This window comes from Escherichia sp. E1V33 (assembly GCF_004211955.1).
Taxonomy (GTDB): Bacteria; Pseudomonadota; Gammaproteobacteria; order Enterobacterales; family Enterobacteriaceae; genus Escherichia.
Map to the genome: position 1 here is coordinate 391,428 of NZ_RHJI01000010.1, position 20,522 is coordinate 411,949.

Below are 20,522 nucleotides of genomic sequence, written 5' to 3' on the forward strand. Positions count from 1 at the left end.
TTTAAGGCGTTTCTTTAATCCCATCAACGAATGCCTGCAACTCCTCAGCCGTGCCATTAAACACATTAAAATCCACCGGGCCGTTAATGCCATCCACCTGCCCACGGTCAGAATGCTGCCAGAAACGCCATGCCATGCCGTCATTGTCCGGGCGACGTTGATAGTAGTGAGCAACCCACCATGGATACTCATTGAAATACCCCGCCAGATTCGTGTGATAAAACACGGCTCCGGAGTAAATAATCGGCTTTTTTCCCGTACTTTTTTCGACCATTTTTAGCCACTGACTTACCCGCTTGCGTAATTCTTTTGCCGATAATTTTCCCCGTTCTTCTACGTCCAGCACGGCAGGGAAATCGCCGTGGGTAAAATCCACCGTTTGCAGAAATAATCGCGCCTGAACCGGCGCTGCTACCGACGGGGAAAAATAATGATACGCCCCGCGCAGCAGGCCATTTTCGCGGCTTAGTTGCCAGTTACGCGAAAAATAGGGGTCCACCAGCTTTTCACCTTCCGTCGCCTTAATAAAGGCAAATTGTAAGCGGATACCGTTATCGCGCATTTTTGCCACCCGCTGCCAGTCGATCCGCTCCTGCCAGCGCGAAACATCTATTCCGTGAATGGTGTAACTGGCAGGAATGCTAATAGCGAAAGATTTAACCGGGCGATAACCGTAGAAGTGGATGTAGTCTTTAATCTGAATTGCTGTCGAATAGAAAAAATTCACCGTCTGGCGGGGATGAATCGCAACAATGGAAATTAGTCCCAGAGCGCATATCAAAGCGGTGAATTTTTTTCGACTGGCGATTCTTAGCTGCATTGGTTTCATCCCTGAATGTCAGTGCCAAAGACTGACAATAACCAAAGCAGCTATAGTACGGTGCTCACCACCAGGCGTGGAAGTGGTGAACCGGACCAATACCGTGACCAACTTCCAGCGTGTCTGCCTGCGCTAACGCCGCAGAAAGCCAGCTTTTAGCCTCCTGAACAGTGTCAGCCCAGTTTGTATGGCGCGGGCGCAGTGCAGCCAACGCCGCAGAGAGCGTACAACCGGTGCCGTGGGTGTTTTTGGTCATAATGCGCGGTGCAGTAAATCGTTGTTCTCCCTCACGAGTAAACAGCCAGTCCGGGCTTTGCTCATCATCCAGATGACCACCTTTCATTAGCACTGCGCCACAGCCCATCGCCAACAGCGATCGCCCTTGTTCCAGCATTTCCTGTTCGGTGCGCGCGTGTGGCGCGTCGAGCAAGGCAGCAGCTTCGGGCAAGTTTGGCGTTATTAATGAAACCTGTGGCAATAATCGACTGCGCAACGTAGCAACCGCCGAAGGTGAAAGCAGCGGGTCGCCGCTTTTTGCCAGCATAACGGTGTCGAGTACCACGTTTTGGATCTGATAACGTTGCAACCGTTCTGCCACCGCTTCAACAATATCGGTTTCCGCCAACATACCGATTTTAGTGGTGTCGATTCGCACATCGCTGAACACCGAATCGAGCTGGGCAGCGACAAAATCAGGCTCAATGCGATACACCGACTGTACGCCACGGGTATTTTGCGCCACCAGTGCAGTGATTACCGAGCAACCGTACGCACCTAGCGCCGAGAAGGTTTTAAGATCGGCCTGAATCCCCGCACCACCGCTCGGATCAGTACCGGCAATCGTCAGAGCGTTAATTCGTTTCATGCCTGCACCTCCTGCGTCAATTGCCAGAGTGCATCAAGAAAATGTGGAACAAAACTGCCTGGCCCCTCGCTTCTGGCGACTGCGCGTTCTCCGGCTTGTTTCATCCAGTGACAGGCAGATGCGACATTTCCCAGCGTATCGCCTGGTAACGCACAACAGGCAGCGACAACCGCCGATAATGCACAGCCAGTTCCTACCACTTTGGTCATTAACGGATCGCCACCGTGAATGCCAATGATACGATGTCCATCGGTAACATAATCCACCTCGCCAGTGACCACGACGATTGCGCCAGTTTCCCGTGCCAAAGTTTGTGCGGCGGGTAACGCGTTAGCTGTGGCGTCGGTGGAGTCCACACCACGACCACCATTGGCAATGCCAGCTAATGCCATGATTTCCGAAGCATTACCACGTATCGCTGCCGGTTTAAAAGATAAAAGTTCATGACAAAAATGGCGGCGATAATCGAGCGCACCAACCGCTACTGGATCAAGCGTCCAGGGTGTTTGAGAGCTTTTTGTTTGCTCAACGGCAGCACGCATCGCCTGTGCGCGTGGCTGCGTCAGTGTGCCAACGTTAATCAACAAGGCACTGGCGATAGCCGCAAACTGACTTGCCTCTTCGGTTTCGATAACCATCGCTGGCGATGCACCGAGCGCCAGCAATGTATTGGCAGTAAAGGTTTGCACCACATCATTGGTCATACAGTGCACAAGAGGGGAATGTTGGTGAAAAAGGTGTAATGCGTACGCAGACTGCGCGGAACTCAGCAGGTCGACTTGCATAGTTTGCTCCTGCCATAACGTGAAGAAGCAATGACCTGATGGTCTGTGACTTCCCTACGCTGGCATTATCCAGATCAGGTGGTACGGGTATTTCTCAGCCTTCACGCAGAAGGGCACCCCGAGTCGTTTGGTTGCGATGATAAATCGCAGAGGAAGATGGTAATGTCCAGCGCACGCGTTGTAAACGAGGAAAAACCGCAGTTTTACAATCGCGTTAATAAATTATTTGATATAAGAATCCAGCACCTTCAGAACGACATCCAGATCTTCTTCACGCTTTAGTTCATCGCCCTGGTGAACAATGTGTTCTGTCAGATGACCTTTAATCACTTCCCGCATCAGGCCGTTTACCGCGCCACGGATAGCAGCAATCTGTTGTAAAACTGCAGCGCATTCGTGCGGCTCGTCGAGCATTTTCTTGAGCGCCACGACCTGGCCCTGAATCTTACTGGCACGCGCTTTCAGTTTCTGTTTATCACGGATTGTATGAGACATGGCAACACCTGGTTAACAAGAACATGAAAAATCATAGCACTATTAATCTACTGGGGGGTAGTATCAGGTACTGGGGGGGAGTAGAATCAGATTGCCGAATTAATACTAAGAATTATTATCATGACCGAATTTACCACTCTTCTTCAGCAAGGAAACGCCTGGTTCTTCATCCCCAGCGCCATCTTACTTGGTGCGCTTCATGGCCTGGAACCAGGGCACTCAAAAACGATGATGGCGGCGTTTATCATCGCCATCAAAGGCACCATTAAACAGGCGGTGATGCTCGGACTGGCAGCAACCATTTCACATACCGCGGTGGTCTGGTTGATTGCCTTTGGCGGGATGGTGATCAGCAAACGCTTTACTGCTCAATCTGCAGAACCGTGGCTCCAGTTGATTTCCGCGGTGATCATTATTGGCACCGCGTTCTGGATGTTCTGGCGTACCTGGCGCGGCGAACGAAGCTGGCTTGAGAATATGCACGGGCATGATCATGAGCATCATCACCACGATCACGAAGATCACCACGACCATGGACATCATCACCATCACGAACATGGCGAGTATCAAGATGCCCATGCACGGGCCCATGCCAATGACATTAAACGACGCTTTGATGGTAGAGAGGTCACCAACTGGCAAATTTTGTTATTTGGCTTAACAGGTGGCCTTATCCCCTGCCCGGCAGCAATTACCGTGCTGTTGATTTGTATTCAACTGAAAGCCCTCACGCTGGGAGCAACGCTGGTGGTCAGTTTCAGCATCGGCCTGGCATTAACGCTGGTTACAGTAGGCGTTGGAGCGGCAATCAGTGTTCAACAAGTTGCAAAACGCTGGAGCGGATTTAACACTCTCGCTAAACGCGCCCCCTATTTTTCCAGTCTGTTGATTGGTTTAGTCGGGTTGTATATGGGAGTGCATGGCTTTATGGGTATTATGAGATAAAACAATCACCTGGGCTTCGCTATCCTTTTAGCCCAGGATGATTCTTAAATCAGCTTATTCCGCTCACTTCTCGCTCAATGAGGATGCTTTTGCTGCGTCCTTTCATTTACACTTTTTACGAAATCACGGGATCACTAACAAAATATCTCTTGTCGGTTATATTGTATGGCGGGAAAGATATGCGACTGATTTTACTGATCCCCAAAGTGGAGAGTATATGACCATAAAAAATAAGATGTTGCTGGGTGCGCTTTTGCTGGTAACCAGCGCAGCATGGGCCGCACCAGCCACCGCGGGTTCGACCAATGCCTCGGGAATTTCAAAGTATGAGTTAAGCAGCTTCATTGCTGACTTCAAGCATTTCAAACCAGGTGACACCGTACCAGAAATGTACCGTACCGATGAGTACAACATTAAGCAGTGGCAGTTGCGTAACCTGCCCGCACCTGACGCCGGAACCCACTGGACCTATATGGGCGGTGCATATGTGCTGATCAATAATACCGACGGAAAAATCATTAAAGCCTACGACGGTGAGATTTTTTATCATCGCTAAAAAAAGCCCCCTCATCATGAGGGGGAAATGCAGACACCTTGTTATTTTTTATTATTAGCCACTTGCTCGTCTTGCTTGTTATTAGTCGTATTTCACGTTGATTAATGCGGTTGCCTCCAGTGCGCCAGATTTAACTTTTTTTTCATCATATACATAGTAACTGGCCATGACAGGTATATTAATAATGTTGCTATTTAATGAAACTCCTGGTTTATCTGTTTTCCATAATGATGTCGCCGCGCCCTGATCGCCGTTGGCCGAAATTTTAATGGCAGCCTCAGTCCCTTTTGGTGGTTCTGTTAGATCCAACACAAACCCTACACCATTATCTGTTTTACCACGCAAAATAGTATTACTTCCTTTAACTAAGTCACTGCTAGAAAGATATACAACCATATTCCGCGATGCTTGTTTTTTGTCGCCGAAAAGATTATCACATTTCAACGTAATTGTTCCTTCCTTACTGTTCGCCGCAATCTTTCCCTGATTTCTGAGCTGGGACAAGGCGATATCATCTACTTTTATAACTGTGTTTTCAGGCTTACAGGTCGTATTTTTAGGATAATAGGAAATACTTAACCCAAGCGTAAAAGTATCCCCCGCCAGTTTGCTGGTGAGATAATTCACACACCAGTTAAACTTCAATGCCTTACAAATACCCAACCAAAAGTCGATGGATGACGATGACTCACCGCCAATATTTGCAATCACGGTATCTGAAATAAACCAGGTAGATTTTCTTTCTCCAGTAAAATCAGGTGTACCTCTGGCTATTTTAACCACATAGGGTAATACTGCCTGCGCATTGCTGGATTTCCCAATCGTGTCGCTGGTTTTACCTAAAGACTCTATTTTAACCTTTAATTTTTCGCCATTACCAAAAGGCCCAACTTCAACCCAATCACTTTGGATATTTTTATAAACTATTTTATCCGTGCTCGTATCACAAGATATCCCAGTAAACACGACACTTTTACTAAAGGAAGTTTCATTCGCTAAAATCTCCCCAACATTAATACCATCAGTAATATTTAATGATGCAGTAGTACGACATCCAGCCCAGGTAAAGTTAGCCCACAATATAAATATTAATAATATTCCATTTCTGAACATCATATTTCACCTCTCACCGACAGATATAATTTTTACTTTCATCAATCTCTTTACCGAAGGTGATTGTGCATGAAAGCCCTTGTTGCTTATCAATTGCCACATTAACCGCTGGCGGTATTTCATTGGTGCGAATAAATATCTGACTGCCCTGGCCGACAACACCAATGTTATGACCATGCATATCATTGACTTCATAACCAAACGTTAATGGCTGTCCATCGGATCTTAATGCTTTTATAAACCAGGGCTTACGCTGATCGGTATCAAAATCAACCAGAACGACCGCGCCGCGATAAGGGGCGGTCATTTTACGGTTCCCGCGTAATTCTGTTTCGCTATCGCTTTGCGACACATCGATCATCAGGTGATTTTCCCGATAAGGTGTCAGTCCGTCGTACACCACCACACCATTACGGTTTGTTGTACGATATTTTTGCCCATTGACATAAGCATCTTTGATTCCCGGCGCATGCATCACAGCAAACGTTTCGGAAAGACGGTTCGTCAGATTAACGCCACCAGACCAGGCAACCAGTCCCCCTGAAACACTGGCTCCGACCTGTCGATAAGTACTCGACTGACTATAGCTGCCATTCACTGTTGCGGCCGGTGCGGTCCAGGTCAAATTGGCCCCAGCTGTCGTTTCATTTCCCTGATGTTGATGGCTCAAGTTGATACCATAGTTAAACTGATCGCGGTTCCCAACGGTTCCCGATAATCCGGTATTGTTTGAGGCAAAACCCTGATCATCAAAGGTCGTTGAGTTAGACATATATATTTGCCGCCGCGGCGTCGTAACGTCATCGCCCCAGTCAAAGGGAATCGATATAAAAATATTAAAGCGTTTCTCTTCGGCGTGGTTCTCATCATACGCCTGGCTTGCCGCGAGGGTATAGCTTATCCGCCGCCAGTTATTGGAATAACTCAGTTGATAATCTTTACTACTGCCGCTTCGCCCCCAGTAATCACGCCATAAAGTACTTAATGACACAGATCCCCAGCCTTCTGGCAATGACTGACTCATATTGGCGGAAAAGCTATTTTTGCGACCAAAATCATTCTGGTAATAATCGGCAATATCATAGACATCGTTTTTATCACGACGATAATTATCTTTATTATTTGCCCACACATAATCGTTAAATGTGCGGTAATCACGCGACGAATAACGCCAGGCCGCCAGACCAAAACGTGTTGATGTTTGGCTCAAAAATTTGTTATAGGCAATTTGATAACTTTGTCCGTCAAACACATCACCATTGTCTTGCTTACTGTGCGATTTAGTTGCATCGACTGAAATTGCGCCAATACGCGTGTTCCAACCTGTTCCGAGGGTAAAGGCATAGTAATTATTAGCAACCATCGTGCCGCCATACAGCGTCAATAAATTATTAAAACCATACTGATAACCGGCCTGGACAAAATCACTTTGCTTGCTCGCACCTTCAATATGACTACGGCCTGCCGCAAAATCATATTTTGATACACCTGGTTGCAGCATATTAGGTACTGCCGCATAAGGCACCAGATACGTAGTCACAGAACCATCGGCTTCCTTAACACTAACATCAAGATCCGCCCCTCCGCCCGCTAACTGCAAATCACTAATCGAAAACGGACCTGGTGGAACCTCTTTCTGATAAACGACAAAACCGTTCTGTTCAATAGTTACCAACGCGTTACTCTGGGCAATCCCCTGTACCCGTGGGGTAAAATTTTGCTTCGAGTTTGGCAACATCTGCATATCACGAAATAACCGAACCCCGGTGAAGCGAACGGAATCAAATATATCGGCTGAGGTGTACATATCACCAATACGCAGCGTACCGAGAATTTGAGAAAATCCATGCTCCAGATACAGCGTGTTGCTTTTCCACTCACCAGGATTATTATCCGTTTTGCTAAAACTGGCATCTGAATGCAGCTGCCATCCCAGCAAATTTAGCCCACTGTTAAAACGCACATAAGTGCTCTTACTATTGCCCGAGGCTTTATAGTCACTGTAATACTGACTTACGTAATAAGACGTATAAAACGCATTGATTCCCCGCTCCCAGTTTTCTGGCGGAACGTAACCATTTTCCAGCTCTTCGACCCAGGCTTGCGGAACAGCGAGATCCAAACGAAAAATCCCAATATCCCAGGAGTAGCTTCCGCCCTGAACAAGTTGCTCAAATGTTAAACACTGATTTTCGCGTGCAAAATTATCGCTATTTATACCTAACCGCTTTACAATTTCACGCGTCAGGCAAGTTTCATGTGGGTTATCTTTGACGATAATCTCATATTTTCCACGCCATTGTTTATTGACATAAATATCAATGTCGTACTGCCCAGGTAAAGGCTGATTATCATCAAGACGCAAATTTGTTACTTGCTCACCTTTCATTCCTCCCATCATAAAATGGGTGTCAAAGGTTTCTTCTGCTGCATGTGCTTCAATGCCGAGCAATAACGCGACTATTGCTGATGCAAGCGGGGTCATTCTCAACATAGGCAGCTCCTGCAATTAAATTTTGTCACTAATATAGTTGCCGTGATCATCGATAATGGTCAGTTGCCAGCCATTCGCATTATTATTTTTTACACTGACATTCTGACTTTCTTGTGGTGCAATCATGATAGTTTCATAATTCACTTTGACGTTATTAGCCTTAACATCAGAAATCGTTACCCAATTTGGCGAGTCATTTTTTATGACTACGTTATTACCGCTACGACTCACTCGTAATTTTTTAAAAGTCGTTTTATTTACCGGAGCAATACCAGCAGGTCGGTAAAACAACTTGATTCTGTTTTGCATGGCAAATTTTAACGCATTCTTTCCTTCATCTTCTGGGCTATTCGGTGGAATATCCAGAACGTTAAGATAAAAAATACTTTCCTTATTACTGGGTAATTTATTAGGCATGATTTTAATTTTTATTTGTTGCCCAGAATTGGCCGCTACTTTCACTACTGGTGGCGTTAACATAAAAGGAACCTGAATCTTTTCTGGCGGCAGAGACGTGTCGCCATCATCAATCCACGCCTGCATCAGCGAAGAGCGGTTTCCCTGATTCATCAGTTGTACCATGACCTCTTTCTGCTCTGCCGGGTAAATGATACGGGTCCCTAAAATAACCATTCCGGCATGCACGGGGAATATCATAGAAGAGATGAGTAAAGATAATAACCCTTTCATCTTAATGCCTCTTATATTTATGCTGGCCGCCATGAATATGGCGGCCATTTTAACTTACTGAAAAAACAAGATGATTATTTTAAATATTTAATCCTGGGCAACACGCATAACCAATGAAGAGTTAACAGTACCAGATGCAACACCACTGTCAGTCAACTTCAGATATTTTGCCTTAAACGGTATTGCATATTGTCCATCAGCAGTTTTATAACTTTCAATATTAAATGGTGCGGAAATATCCAGTACGTCACTGCTATCTCCCAAATAGAGATAGTATCCAACTGTGTCATTACTACTGGATATTGCCTTATCATTACCAAGAATTTTCTCGTTGGTGATCAACGAAAGTTTTACGCCATCAATAGTCTTCGGACAAGTAATTTTCAGCATACTGCTGGTTACACCAACCGCGCCATCATAAGTTGAATATTTCGCTTTACCATCAAATACAGTGGTGGGTACAGTCGGCATATTAATACTGACTGAATCACCGCCAGCGACAAATGTACATGGTGATTCAGCAATATTACCTTTAATGGTTAAAGTTCCGGTATCTACTTCAGCAGCGAAAATACCAGCACTCATAAATACAGAAGATAAGACAGCGACAGCAATAATTGAATGTTTCATGATGCATTCCTTAATAAGTTTATTTTGTTTTGTTAAGAGTCTGTATCTCTTGGAAACAAATTTCTCACATCAAAAAGGTTGCCGCAATGTAAACATATTGTTTTGTTGATTTAAAACAAATTAACTAACGCGATATAAATACAACAAATAATTCGCTATAACAAACATTTTTGAAACTGATTAATTACCGTAAATTACCGTAAATAATATTTATGGGGTGAATAAAAAAGCCAAAATCATTCATAGGAATGATTTTGGCTTTTTAAATATGCTTAAAACGGTGTTGGCAAATTAATCGTAGCGATTTAACACGATTTTGCGTTTGTCGTTATTACCCACAGCTACCACTTCTGTCGTAACGCCTTTTGCAGTAGAAGAAGCACGATAGTTGGTTTCAACTCGTTGTAACAACTGCCCACAACGTTGCTGAAGATGATTATTAACAACATCCATACTGCATGTAGGGGAACTAATTCTGCCATTGATGGTTAATGTTGCAGTATCAGAAGAGAACGCGGGTGATGCTAGTCCATAAGCAAGAAAAACAACTCCTGACAACCAATACTTATTCATTGAACGTTATCCCTGTAGTAAAGGTTATGCCGGGTAGATTGAGTGCATAACACACTATAGCTGTACATCCGCTACACAGCCACGAGGGATGATAAAGAGACAGTGGTTGCACAATCAATCGCCTTTGTACAGTTTCGGACTAAGATCCACTGAATATTCGCAGCATTAAAAAAGTGATTATTAAGGCTGTAAAAATTCACCACATCAATTTAACATTGATGTGGTGAATGAAGAATAACCAGAAAGGTTAATACACGTTATACGGCGCGAAAGGCAATTTCGCCAGGAATGACTTCGCCCTGCCAGTAGAGCTGGGCTGCAACACGGTCCGCCAGCTGGCGGTAGATAGCAGTAAATTCGCTCTCCGGACGGCTGATAACCGTTGGGGTGCCTTTATCAAGATCTTCACGCAGGCTGATGTGTAACGGCATTTGCCCCAGCAGTTGCGTATGATACTTCTCTGCCAGTTTCTCCGCGCCACCAGTACCGAAAATCGGTTCGTGATGGCCACAATTACTGCAAATATGCACGCTCATGTTCTCGACAATACCGAGCACCGGAACTTCGACCTTTTCAAACATCACGATGCCTTTTTTGGCATCAATCAGCGCGATATCCTGCGGCGTAGTAACCACTACCGCGCCAGTTACCGGAATGTTCTGCGCCAGCGTCAGCTGAATGTCACCGGTTCCTGGCGGCATGTCGAGCACCAGATAGTCGAGATCTGGCCATAAGGTTTCTTGCAACATCTGCATTAGCGCCTTGCTGGCCATCGGACCACGCCATACCATCGCGTTGTCATCAGTGACCAGATAACCAATTGAATTGGTTGCCAGGCCATGAGACATAATTGGCGCCATGTGAGTGCCATCAGGCGAAGTCGGACGCTGATTTTCTGCCCCCAGCATGGTGGGAATTGACGGGCCGTAGATATCGGCATCCAGAATACCCACTTTCGCCCCTTCCGCCGCCAACGCCAGCGCCAGGTTTACTGCTGTGGAGGATTTACCCACTCCGCCTTTGCCGGAACTGACCGCAATGATGTTCTTCACGCCGTTAATACCCGGCTGATTCTTCACGCGTTTCAGGGTGGCAATGTTATGCGACAGTTTCCAGTCGATAGCTTTCGCCCCGGTGATACGCAGCAATTCGGCACTACACTGCTCTTTTAACTCTTCAAACGCGCTATGCCAGACAAACGGCATAACCAATTCCACATGCAACGTGTCGTCCATCCAGGCGACATGATGCAACGCTTTTAGCGTAGTGAGGTTATGCTTGAGGGTTGGGTGCTGAAAATTGGCCAGTGTCCCGGCGACCATTGCGCGCAGGGCTTCTGGTGATTTGGCCTGGGATTGTTCGTTCATCCCGACTCCTTATTTATAAAGATAACTTATCGCTATTAGTTTACCTGAAGTTAACAGCTAAGTACTTACCTAATAATGCATCATAAGATGCTTGCACAGGACTTACGTAACCATGCCCCATTTGGTACTATCTAAGCCCTTTTCACTACAAAGAAGTAATGCCTACTATGACTCAAGTCGCGAAGAAAATTCTGGTAACGTGCGCACTGCCGTACGCCAACGGCTCAATCCACCTCGGCCATATGCTGGAGCACATCCAGGCTGATGTCTGGGTCCGTTACCAGCGAATGCGCGGCCACGAAGTCAACTTCATCTGCGCCGACGATGCCCACGGTACGCCAATCATGCTGAAAGCTCAGCAGCTTGGTATCACCCCGGAGCAGATGATTGGCGAAATGAGTCAGGAACATCAGACTGATTTCGCAGGCTTTAACATCAGCTACGACAATTACCACTCTACGCACAGCGAAGAGAACCGTCAGCTGTCGGAGCTTATATACAGCCGCCTGAAAGAGAACGGATTTATTAAAAACCGCACCATCTCTCAACTGTACGATCCGGAAAAAGGCATGTTCCTGCCGGACCGTTTTGTGAAAGGCACCTGCCCGAAATGTAAATCGCCAGATCAATACGGCGATAACTGTGAAGTCTGCGGCGCAACATATAGCCCGACTGAATTGATCGAACCAAAATCGGTGGTTTCTGGCGCTACGCCGGTAATGCGTGATTCCGAACACTTCTTCTTTGATCTGCCCTCTTTCAGCGAAATGTTGCAGGCATGGACCCGCAGCGGCGCGTTGCAGGAGCAGGTGGCCAACAAAATGCAGGAATGGTTTGAATCCGGCCTGCAACAGTGGGATATCTCCCGAGATGCACCGTACTTCGGTTTCGAAATTCCGAACGCGCCGGGCAAATACTTCTACGTCTGGCTGGACGCACCGATTGGCTACATGGGTTCTTTCAAGAATCTGTGCGACAAGCGCGGCGACACTGTAAGCTTCGATGAATACTGGAAGAAAGATTCCACCGCCGAGCTGTATCACTTCATCGGTAAAGATATCGTTTACTTCCACAGCCTGTTCTGGCCTGCCATGTTGGAAGGCAGCAACTTCCGCAAGCCGACCAACCTGTTTGTTCACGGCTATGTGACGGTGAACGGCGCGAAGATGTCCAAGTCTCGTGGCACCTTTATTAAGGCCAGCACCTGGCTGAATCACTTTGACGCCGACAGCCTGCGCTACTACTACACCGCAAAACTGTCTTCGCGTATTGATGATATTGACCTGAACCTGGAAGATTTCGTTCAGCGCGTGAATGCCGATATCGTTAACAAAGTGGTTAACCTGGCCTCCCGCAACGCAGGCTTTATCAATAAGCGTTTTGACGGCGTGCTGGCAAACGAACTGGCTGATTCTGAGCTGTACAAGACCTTTACCGATGCCGCTGAAGTGATTGGCGAAGCTTGGGAAAGCCGTGAATTTGGTAAAGCAGTGCGCGAAATTATGGCGCTGGCTGACCTGGCTAACCGCTATGTCGATGAACAGGCTCCGTGGGTAGTCGCAAAACAGGAAGGCCGCGATGCTGACCTGCAGGCGATTTGCTCAATGGGCATCAACCTGTTCCGCGTGCTGATGACTTACCTGAAGCCGGTACTGCCGAAACTGACCGAGCGTGCTGAAGCATTCCTGAATACGGAACTGACCTGGGATGGTATCCAGCAACCGCTGCTGGGCCACAAAGTGAATCCGTTCAAGGCGCTGTATAACCGCATCGATATGAAGCAGGTTGAAGCACTGGTGGAAGCATCCAAAGAGGAAGTAAAAGCCACGGCAGCACCAGTTACTGGCCCGCTGGCAGACGATCCGATTCAGGAAACCATCACCTTTGACGACTTCGCTAAAGTTGACCTGCGCGTGGCGCTGATTGAAAACGCAGAGTTTGTTGAAGGTTCTGACAAACTGCTGCGCCTGACGCTGGATCTCGGAGGTGAAAAACGCAATGTCTTCTCCGGCATTCGTTCTGCTTACCCTGATCCGCAGGCACTGATTGGTCGTCACACCATTATGGTGGCTAACCTGGCTCCGCGCAAAATGCGCTTTGGTATCTCCGAAGGCATGGTAATGGCTGCAGGTCCTGGCGGGAAAGATATCTTCCTGTTAAGCCCGGATGCTGGTGCTAAACCAGGCCATCAGGTGAAATAATCCCCCTTCAAGGCGCTGCATCGACAGCGCCTTTTCTTTATAAATTCCTAAAGTTGTTTACCTGCATTTTCTGTGCTCTTTATTTACGGCATTAGCTGCTAGCATCCTCTGAAAACTGGATAAAATTACAGGGATGCATAATGAAGAACTTTATCTATCAGGACGACAAGTCACATAAATTCTGGGCGATTGAGCTACAGGGAAACGAGCTGCATATCAGCTGGGGTAAAGTCGGCACCACCGGGCAAAGCCAGGTAAAAAACTTTGCGGATGTTGCGGCGGCGGAAAAAGCGGAACAGAAGCTGATCGCAGAGAAAACGAAAAAAGGCTATGTGGAAGGCGGTTCGGCGAATGTGAATCTCCCGGCGGTCACCAAAGTTAGCCTCCCCCCTGAAGTTGAAACTTCCCCTGTAAGTAAGAATAAACGCCCCTGGCTGGCTGATGATGCGGTCATTCCGCTAACTGACGATATTAATCGATTTGCTTTTCCACATCGCTCTCGCCCCAGAGAGATCAATTATCTGCACAAAGATGGTGAAATATGGAAGCGCATTGCGAAAACGCCCAGGGCATATGCACCCTCCATTAATTACAGTTCTTATCCTGAAAGCTGGCAACAGGCGTTTAGCGAGCTGGAATGGCGAATTGAGCACAATGAGAAAAACGGCAGCCTACAGTCCGACGCCGCATTATTGTGGCAAATCTACCACGCTGATGAATTTGTTGACGATTTAGTTATTCGCCGTGGTCTGGAAACGACGGTAGAGATAGCTTTACTCTCTCTGCAACTGGCTTCGAAGATTGGCAATGCCTCTGTAATTACTGCTCATATTCCTCCTGATTTTGAAGCAGAATCACTACCATATTGGCATCGACATTTATGCCACCATCTTTCACTTGCTCCGCAAGAAGAGTGGGAACGTTGTGTAGATAAAGTGCTCACTGCCATTCCCACTCTCTCCCTGGCAAGACAACCTGTTGCAGCGCTATTGATCCCTGAACGCCCGGATATCGCCAATGCGATGGCGCTGCGTTATGCAGATGAAAATATCCCGGCAATGGTGTGGTTAAAATTAGCAGTAACAGATGATGCCGCGTATGCCGCTCTGAACAAATATGGTTTTCCTCCGCTCCACGGTAATTTTTACGCTTATCTTACAATGTTAGTCATTAACCACGGGATGCGCGGCGTAAGCAGGATCCTGCATGAGTTAACAGAGGACTATTACGATAATCCCACTTATCTTTTCAGTTGCATCAGCGAGACTGAAAATCTTGTCAAATGGCTATGGAAAACGAATCACCCGGATGCGATTCAAATTCTGATCCTCGGTGTTGATGGCAAGAAAAAACGTCTGGAATACTTAAGCAAAGCCAGTCAAAAGCATCCCGCTGCGGCTATTGCGGCTTATGCTACTTTGCTGGCAATACATGAAGATAAAGAGTGGCGTAAAGCGCTTGTCAAACTGATTACCGCTACGCCAGAGTTAGTCACTGACGTTATTCCCTGGGTTAACGCCAAAGCCGCTGGCATCTTATCTGAATGTCGCCTGCATCCAGTCACTGAAGAAAGTGAATACGCCACTGCGGATATGTTGCCACAACTGTTTGTTTCGCCGCCCTGGATAACCAAAGAGAAAAAGAAAAATACGCCAGTGTTTGATCTTCCTGTGCTTCCAGTTCCTTCTGTTTCTGATGTCACTCCCGAGATTGCCAAAAGACTAACCCGTACTTACCTTGTCACCCGCTTCCAGCAAATAGCCCAACAGCAGGCGACAAAACAAACATTGTTTACCGACCTGCCGCCGATGAAAAAAGCAAGCTGGGAGAAACACTTAATACCGCTTACACCGGAGCAACAAATACTGTGGTATCTTGGTTTTGAAAAATGGCGGGAAAGCGGAGAAAAAATATACGAAAAAATTCCGGCGCCACAAAGCGCCGTTGATGCCCTGCTACGCTTCGATTTTCCAGCACTCAATGCTGAATTTGCGCAATACCATAACAATGCATACAAAAGCTGGGATCTCATGGCCCTCTGTTACCTGCCTGGTCAACAGGCCATTTCTTTTCTTAACCAGATAGTCAAAGAAGATAACTACTCTGGTGAGGGAAATATTCTGGCAATTTTTGGTAGCGCCGCCATACCTGCATTTATGACCTGTCTGCAACGTGATCCACGACGCCTGTGCTTCTTCACCTTCTTCCTCGGTGTCAGTGAACTGGCCTTACCGATGGCGCAACAGCTACAGAAAAAAATGTCTTATGAAGATGCGCGAAACTGGCTAACTGACTACCCGCGCCATGCTGCCGCCGGGTTACTTCCTGTGGCCCTGGGCAAACAGGGAAAAGATCGTGATTGTGCCCGCCAGGCGCTTCGTCTGCTGGTGAATTTAAACCAGCGAGAAACGATTGAGGAAATCGCCCGGGGGTATAACCAACCTGATGTTTTAGCTGCGCTGGCAATATTGTTCGATAGCGACCCACTGGAAGAATATCCCGCAAAAATCGCCCCACTGCCTGGCTTTTATCAGTTCACCTTATGGCGCAGACCACGGCTTAAAAGTACCAACCTGCCTCTGCCAGATGACGCTATGCGCCACCTGGGCACAATGTTGAGCTTTCCACGCGACATAACCCCCTACGCTGGGCTGGATATCATTAAAGAGACCTTCCCCCGCGAATCACTGGCTGAATTTGGCTGGGATCTGTATACCGCCTGGACAGAAGCTGGCGCGCCCGCAAAAGAAAACTGGGCATTTACTTCGCTTGGGATTTTAGGCAATGACGACACCGCGCGTAAATTAACCCCGCTTATCCGTGCCTGGCCAGGGGAATCCCAGCATAAACGGGCGGTTTCCGGGCTGGATGTATTGGCTGATATTGGCAGCGATATTGCGCTAATGTTGCTTAATGGCATCGCGCGAAAAATTAAATTCAAAGCATTACAGGAACATGCCCGCGAGAAAATCAACATAGTTGCTGAAAACCGTGGGCTAACTATGGCTGAACTGGAAGACCGCCTGGCTCCAGATTTAGGGCTTGATATCAACGGCTCTCTGACACTTGATTTCGGCCCACGTCAATTCACCATTGGTTTTGACGAAACCTTAAAACCCGTGGTTCGCGACGCAAACGGCAAAGTCCTGAAAGATTTACCCAAACCAAACCATTGCGATGATAAAACACTGGCAACTGACGCCGTTACCCTCTTTAAACAATTGAAGAAAGATGTGCGCGCCATTGCCAGCCAGCAGATTGAGCGTCTGGAGCAGGCTATGTGCCAGCGCAGACGCTGGACGGCAGAGCAGTTCCGCCTGTTCCTGGTGGAGCATCCGCTGGTACGTCACTTAACCCGACGGCTGTTATGGGGGGTATATACTGAGGAAAACACGCTGATTGCCTGCTTCCGAGTCGCAGAAGACAGCACTTACAGCGATGCGCAGGATGAGCTATTCACGCTGCCAGCAGGAAACATCGGTATTCCGCATGTGCTGGAAATCCCCCCTGAATCCGCCGCTGCATTCAGGCAAATTTACGTTGATTACGAACTACTTCCCCCTTTCCAACAGCTCGATCGTGGTAGTTACCACCTTGCTGATAACGAGCGTAATGTCCATGAATTGTCACGCTGGGACGGACGTCTCTGCCAGGCCGGACGCATTGTCGGTCTGGAACGCAGAGGCTGGCAACGTCTGGAAGAAAGCGGCAGCGTCTATGCGATGCGCAAATCTACCCCTTATGGCGCTCTCGAACTTGAAACAGAACCTTTTTCATTAATTTATGGCGAAACAGGGTATAGCGACCTACTGCCTGTCGAAAGCGTAAAAATCACCGCCTCTTATGATCGCTACGGTAAACAATCTTCATCCACTTTCTCCGTACTCGACGACATCACCGCCAGCGAGCTGATTAACGACATTGAATCACTGTTTGATTAAAAGGAATTAGCAATGAAAACCTATATTTATCAGGACGAAAAATCACATAAATTCTGGGCGGTGGAGCAGCAGGGAAACGAACTGCATATTAGTTGGGGTAAAGTCGGCACCAACGGGCAAAGTCAGGTAAAAAGCTTTTCAGATACTGCGGCGGCGGAAAAAGCGGAACTGAAGCTGATTGCGGAGAAGGTGAAGAAGGGGTATGTGGGGCAAGTAGACTCTAACGCTAACTCTCATGACGCATCAGCAAAGAAAGTCATTGTCACAGCGGAAAAAGCCTCAATAAATCATCAGGCAGCAAATAATGGTTTCCCCTGGCTGGCAGACAACGATCCCATTATTCTTCCGCCAAATATTGCCCGCTATGCCCTCAGCCACCGCCTTTGGCCGGGAGAGACAGTAAAAAAAACCACCAAACCCGAGAAACAAAATTTAATTTCCCGGCTGGCGAATCGTACTTATCATTATTATAAAAATCTGACTTTCGATTACAGATCATGCTCTGATGAATGGGCTGATGCGATTAGCCAGGCAATCAGCTTAATTAAGGCCCAAAAGACTGAGATACCCGCACGTACTATGGCGGTACTTACCTTACTGGAAATTTGTTTTTGTCAGAGCTGGAATGATGAAACCTCATCCGAGTTGCTGGATGAAATTGTAAGCACCTTCGGTATTGAATACGCAACTGAAACTGTCATCTTCTGGTGGCAAATTGATTTCGACTTTGACTATAAAAATGAACATTTGACTTTCTTTATTAATCATGCAGATTACAGCAGGGACAGTTATAGAAGGAATAGAGACAAATTTAGTTTCCGTCTACGCAAACATTTATCGCTGGCTGAAAAGGAAGTCTGGAATAACTGTATTGCAAAATTACTCGTTGCGTTACCAAATATATCAGTCTATCGCCAACCGTTAATTGCCATTTTAATGCCAGAAATACCCGAAGTGGCCCATGAGATCGTACACCGATTGCACCAGGTCGCAGATGTTCCACAACTGGAAATGTTAAAACTGGTAGCGACAGATCCTATCACGCTTGAAATACTTGAAAACTATCAACACATTGATGTGTTTAACACCTATGGTACCAGTTGGTCAGCTACAGTATTACGGGAGCAAGGCATAGCGGCACTAGCTCGCCTGGTTCCCTATGCTCAACATGACAGTTGCGGCGATGTACTTACATGGGTCAACCATCCCCAGGCTGTTTCTGCCCTAATAGAAGCCGCCGATAATAATAAACGCTGTTATGAACGACTAATAAAAAGTGCCGAAAATTTTCCTTCTGCCACAATAGCGGCATTAGCCGAAGCATTAGTAAAAAAAGATGATAAACGCAAACATACATTGCTGGTTTTATTACTCAATGCAAATCCTTTATTGGACGAAAAATTAGTCATGAGGTTATCGCCACACGCCGCGGACTTAGTGCAACAATGCCAGCCATTGCTGAATAGCCGCAATGAAGATTTTGCAAACTCAGAAATGCTACCAATGATATTAGTCTCGCCGCCCTGGGCAACGACAAATAAAAATAACGACAACAGTCCTATGGGTAAATACCCGACAAAAATACCCACTTTACCGTTGTTTTATCAACCCTCATTATGGACACGCCCGAAACTCAAAAATAGCAGCAAGGTACTACCCGATAGTGCCCTCCGCCACCTCGGTGAAATGCTCCGCTTCCCTCAGGAAGAGGCTCTGTATCCGGGAATATTGCAGGTGAAAGACGCCTGTACCGCCGACTCACTGGCTGGATTTGCCTGGGATCTGTTTACCGCCTGGCAGACCGCTGGCGCGCCGTCGAAAGAGAGTTGGGCGTTCAGTGCGTTAGGCGTTCTCGGTAACGACGACACCGCCCGCAAACTGACGCCATTAATCCGCGCCTGGCCTGGCGAGTCCCAGCATAAACGCGCCACCATTGGGCTTGATATCCTCGCCGCTATCGGTAGTGATATCGCCCTGATGCAGCTTAACGGCATTGCTCAGAAACTGAAATTCAAAGCATTACAGGAGCGGGCAAAAGAGAAAATTGCCGATATTGCAGAGAGCCGCGATCTCACTGTGGCGGAGCTTGAAGATCGCTTAGCACCGGATCTGGGGCTGAATGATAACGGCTCGCTGCTGCTGGATTTCGGGCCACGTCAGTTCACCGTCAGCTTTGATGAAACCCTAAAACCGTTTGTGCGAGATGCTTCCGGCAGCCGCCTGAAAGATTTACCCAAACCAAACAAAAGCGATGATGAATCACAGGCGAACGACGCGGTTAACCGCTACAAATTGCTGAAAAAAGATGCGCGTACCGTCGCCGCCCAGCAGGTAGCAAGGCTGGAATCCGCCATGTGCCTGCGCCGCCGCTGGTCGCCGGAAAACTTCCAGCTCTTCCTGGTTGAGCATCCGCTGGTTCGCCACTTAACCCGCCGTCTGATTTGGGGCGTTTATAGCGCCGACAACAAGTTACTGGCGTGCTTCCGTGTGGCGGAAGATAACAGCTACAGCACCGCTGACGATGACCTTTTCACCTTGCCGGAAGGCGATATCTCTATTGGTATTCCTCACGTTCTGGAGATATCACCGACGGATGCCGCCGCCTTTGGGCAGCTTTTTGCCGACTATGAACTGTTACCGCCGTTCCGCCAGCTCGACCGTAACAGTTACGCCCTGACAGAAACCGAGCGCAATACCAGCGAATTGACCCGCTGGGCAGGCAGAAAATGCCCGAGCGGTCGGGTCATGGGACTGGCGAATAAAGGTTGGGTGCGTGGTGTACCGCAGGATGGTGGCTGGATCGGCTGGATGATCAAGCCTCTGGGCCGCTGGTCGTTAATCATGGAAATCGATGAAGGTTTTGCGGTAGGCATGTCGCCCGCCGAACTGAGTGCCGAGCAACTCTTAAGCAAGCTGTGGCTATGGGAAGGCAAAGCGGAAAGCTATGGCTGGGGGAGTAATTCAACACAGGAAGCGCAACTCTCCGTACTCGATGACATCACCGCCAGCGAGCTGATTAACGATATTGAAGCTCTGTTTGAATAAGG

Annotated in this window: 15 protein-coding genes and 1 riboswitch; of the genes, 5 read left to right on the plus strand and 10 right to left on the minus strand. The window is 47.5% G+C overall.

Going from position 1 to position 20,522, the window contains the following annotated elements:
* Position 1: 1 nt before the first annotated feature.
* The 4 genes from D9742_RS10055 to rcnR all read right to left on the minus strand — a co-directional run bounded on the left by D9742_RS10055 (position 2) and on the right by rcnR (position 2,965).
* Positions 2 to 820: a glycoside hydrolase family 25 protein gene (locus D9742_RS10055; protein ID WP_130236810.1), complete on the minus strand. Its 819-nt coding sequence runs from the start codon at positions 818 to 820 to the stop codon at positions 2 to 4.
* Between the two features lie 64 nt (positions 821 to 884).
* Positions 885 to 1,685, minus strand: a complete 801-nt coding sequence (gene thiD / locus D9742_RS10060; RefSeq protein WP_130236811.1) for a bifunctional hydroxymethylpyrimidine kinase/phosphomethylpyrimidine kinase — start codon at positions 1,683 to 1,685, stop codon at positions 885 to 887.
* Complete coding sequence (thiM, locus tag D9742_RS10065; RefSeq protein ID WP_130236812.1) at positions 1,682 to 2,470, minus strand: hydroxyethylthiazole kinase; 789 nt, start codon at positions 2,468 to 2,470, stop codon at positions 1,682 to 1,684. The genes thiD and thiM overlap by 4 nt, the downstream gene beginning before the upstream one ends.
* Before the next feature lie 34 nt (positions 2,471 to 2,504).
* Positions 2,505 to 2,601, minus strand: a riboswitch (TPP riboswitch).
* A gap of 91 nt (positions 2,602 to 2,692) precedes the next feature.
* A complete protein-coding gene (gene rcnR / locus D9742_RS10070) occupies positions 2,693 to 2,965 on the minus strand; it encodes a Ni(II)/Co(II)-binding transcriptional repressor RcnR (protein WP_000019944.1) in 273 nt (90 codons plus the stop codon).
* Between the two features lie 120 nt (positions 2,966 to 3,085).
* Between rcnR and rcnA the strand changes: the two genes are divergently transcribed.
* Together rcnA and rcnB are read left to right on the plus strand one after the other, a co-directional pair.
* The gene (rcnA, locus tag D9742_RS10075; protein WP_130236813.1) at positions 3,086 to 3,910 is read left to right on the plus strand and encodes a nickel/cobalt efflux protein RcnA; all 825 of its coding nucleotides are present in this window, start codon (positions 3,086 to 3,088) and stop codon (positions 3,908 to 3,910) included.
* Between the two features lie 217 nt (positions 3,911 to 4,127).
* Positions 4,128 to 4,466 carry a Ni(II)/Co(II) efflux transporter accessory subunit RcnB gene (gene rcnB, locus D9742_RS10080; protein WP_001618714.1) on the plus strand — a complete coding sequence of 113 codons (339 nt, stop codon included), beginning with the start codon at positions 4,128 to 4,130 and terminating at the stop codon, positions 4,464 to 4,466.
* An 81-nt stretch (positions 4,467 to 4,547) separates the two neighbouring features.
* On the opposite strand, the gene D9742_RS10085 is transcribed toward rcnB, so the two are convergent.
* The 6 genes from D9742_RS10085 to apbC form a co-directional block, all read right to left on the minus strand.
* Entirely contained in the window at positions 4,548 to 5,582 is a 1,035-nt protein-coding gene (locus tag D9742_RS10085; protein ID WP_096179611.1) for a fimbrial protein, read from the minus strand.
* 10 nt (positions 5,583 to 5,592) lie between these two features.
* On the minus strand, positions 5,593 to 8,073 hold the full coding sequence (locus D9742_RS10090; protein ID WP_130236814.1) for a fimbrial biogenesis outer membrane usher protein: 2,481 nt from the start codon (positions 8,071 to 8,073) through the stop codon (positions 5,593 to 5,595).
* Between the two features lie 15 nt (positions 8,074 to 8,088).
* Positions 8,089 to 8,763, minus strand: coding sequence for a fimbria/pilus periplasmic chaperone (locus tag D9742_RS10095; protein ID WP_130236815.1), 675 nt, complete (start codon positions 8,761 to 8,763; stop codon positions 8,089 to 8,091).
* 87 nt (positions 8,764 to 8,850) lie between these two features.
* Positions 8,851 to 9,393 (minus strand): fimbrial protein, encoded by a 543-nt coding sequence (locus D9742_RS10100; RefSeq protein ID WP_000682830.1) that lies wholly within the window; start codon positions 9,391 to 9,393, stop codon positions 8,851 to 8,853.
* A 291-nt stretch (positions 9,394 to 9,684) separates the two neighbouring features.
* Positions 9,685 to 9,966 carry a DUF2574 family protein gene (locus D9742_RS10105; protein WP_130236816.1) on the minus strand — a complete coding sequence of 94 codons (282 nt, stop codon included), beginning with the start codon at positions 9,964 to 9,966 and terminating at the stop codon, positions 9,685 to 9,687.
* 257 nt (positions 9,967 to 10,223) lie between these two features.
* Positions 10,224 to 11,333 (minus strand): iron-sulfur cluster carrier protein ApbC, encoded by a 1,110-nt coding sequence (apbC, locus tag D9742_RS10110; protein ID WP_130207002.1) that lies wholly within the window; start codon positions 11,331 to 11,333, stop codon positions 10,224 to 10,226.
* 167 nt (positions 11,334 to 11,500) lie between these two features.
* Here apbC and metG point away from each other — a divergent pair, with 167 nt between their 5' ends.
* The 3 genes from metG (at position 11,501) to D9742_RS23160 (ending at position 20,520) form a co-directional block, all read left to right on the plus strand.
* Positions 11,501 to 13,534, plus strand: coding sequence for a methionine--tRNA ligase (gene metG / locus D9742_RS10115; RefSeq protein WP_130236817.1), 2,034 nt, complete (start codon positions 11,501 to 11,503; stop codon positions 13,532 to 13,534).
* Positions 13,535 to 13,674: 140 nt separating this feature from the next.
* Positions 13,675 to 17,475 (plus strand): WGR and DUF4132 domain-containing protein, encoded by a 3,801-nt coding sequence (locus D9742_RS10120; RefSeq protein WP_130236818.1) that lies wholly within the window; start codon positions 13,675 to 13,677, stop codon positions 17,473 to 17,475.
* 12 nt (positions 17,476 to 17,487) lie between these two features.
* Positions 17,488 to 20,520, plus strand: a complete 3,033-nt coding sequence (locus D9742_RS23160; protein ID WP_165382778.1) for a WGR and DUF4132 domain-containing protein — start codon at positions 17,488 to 17,490, stop codon at positions 20,518 to 20,520.
* Positions 20,521 to 20,522 lie beyond the last annotated feature (2 nt).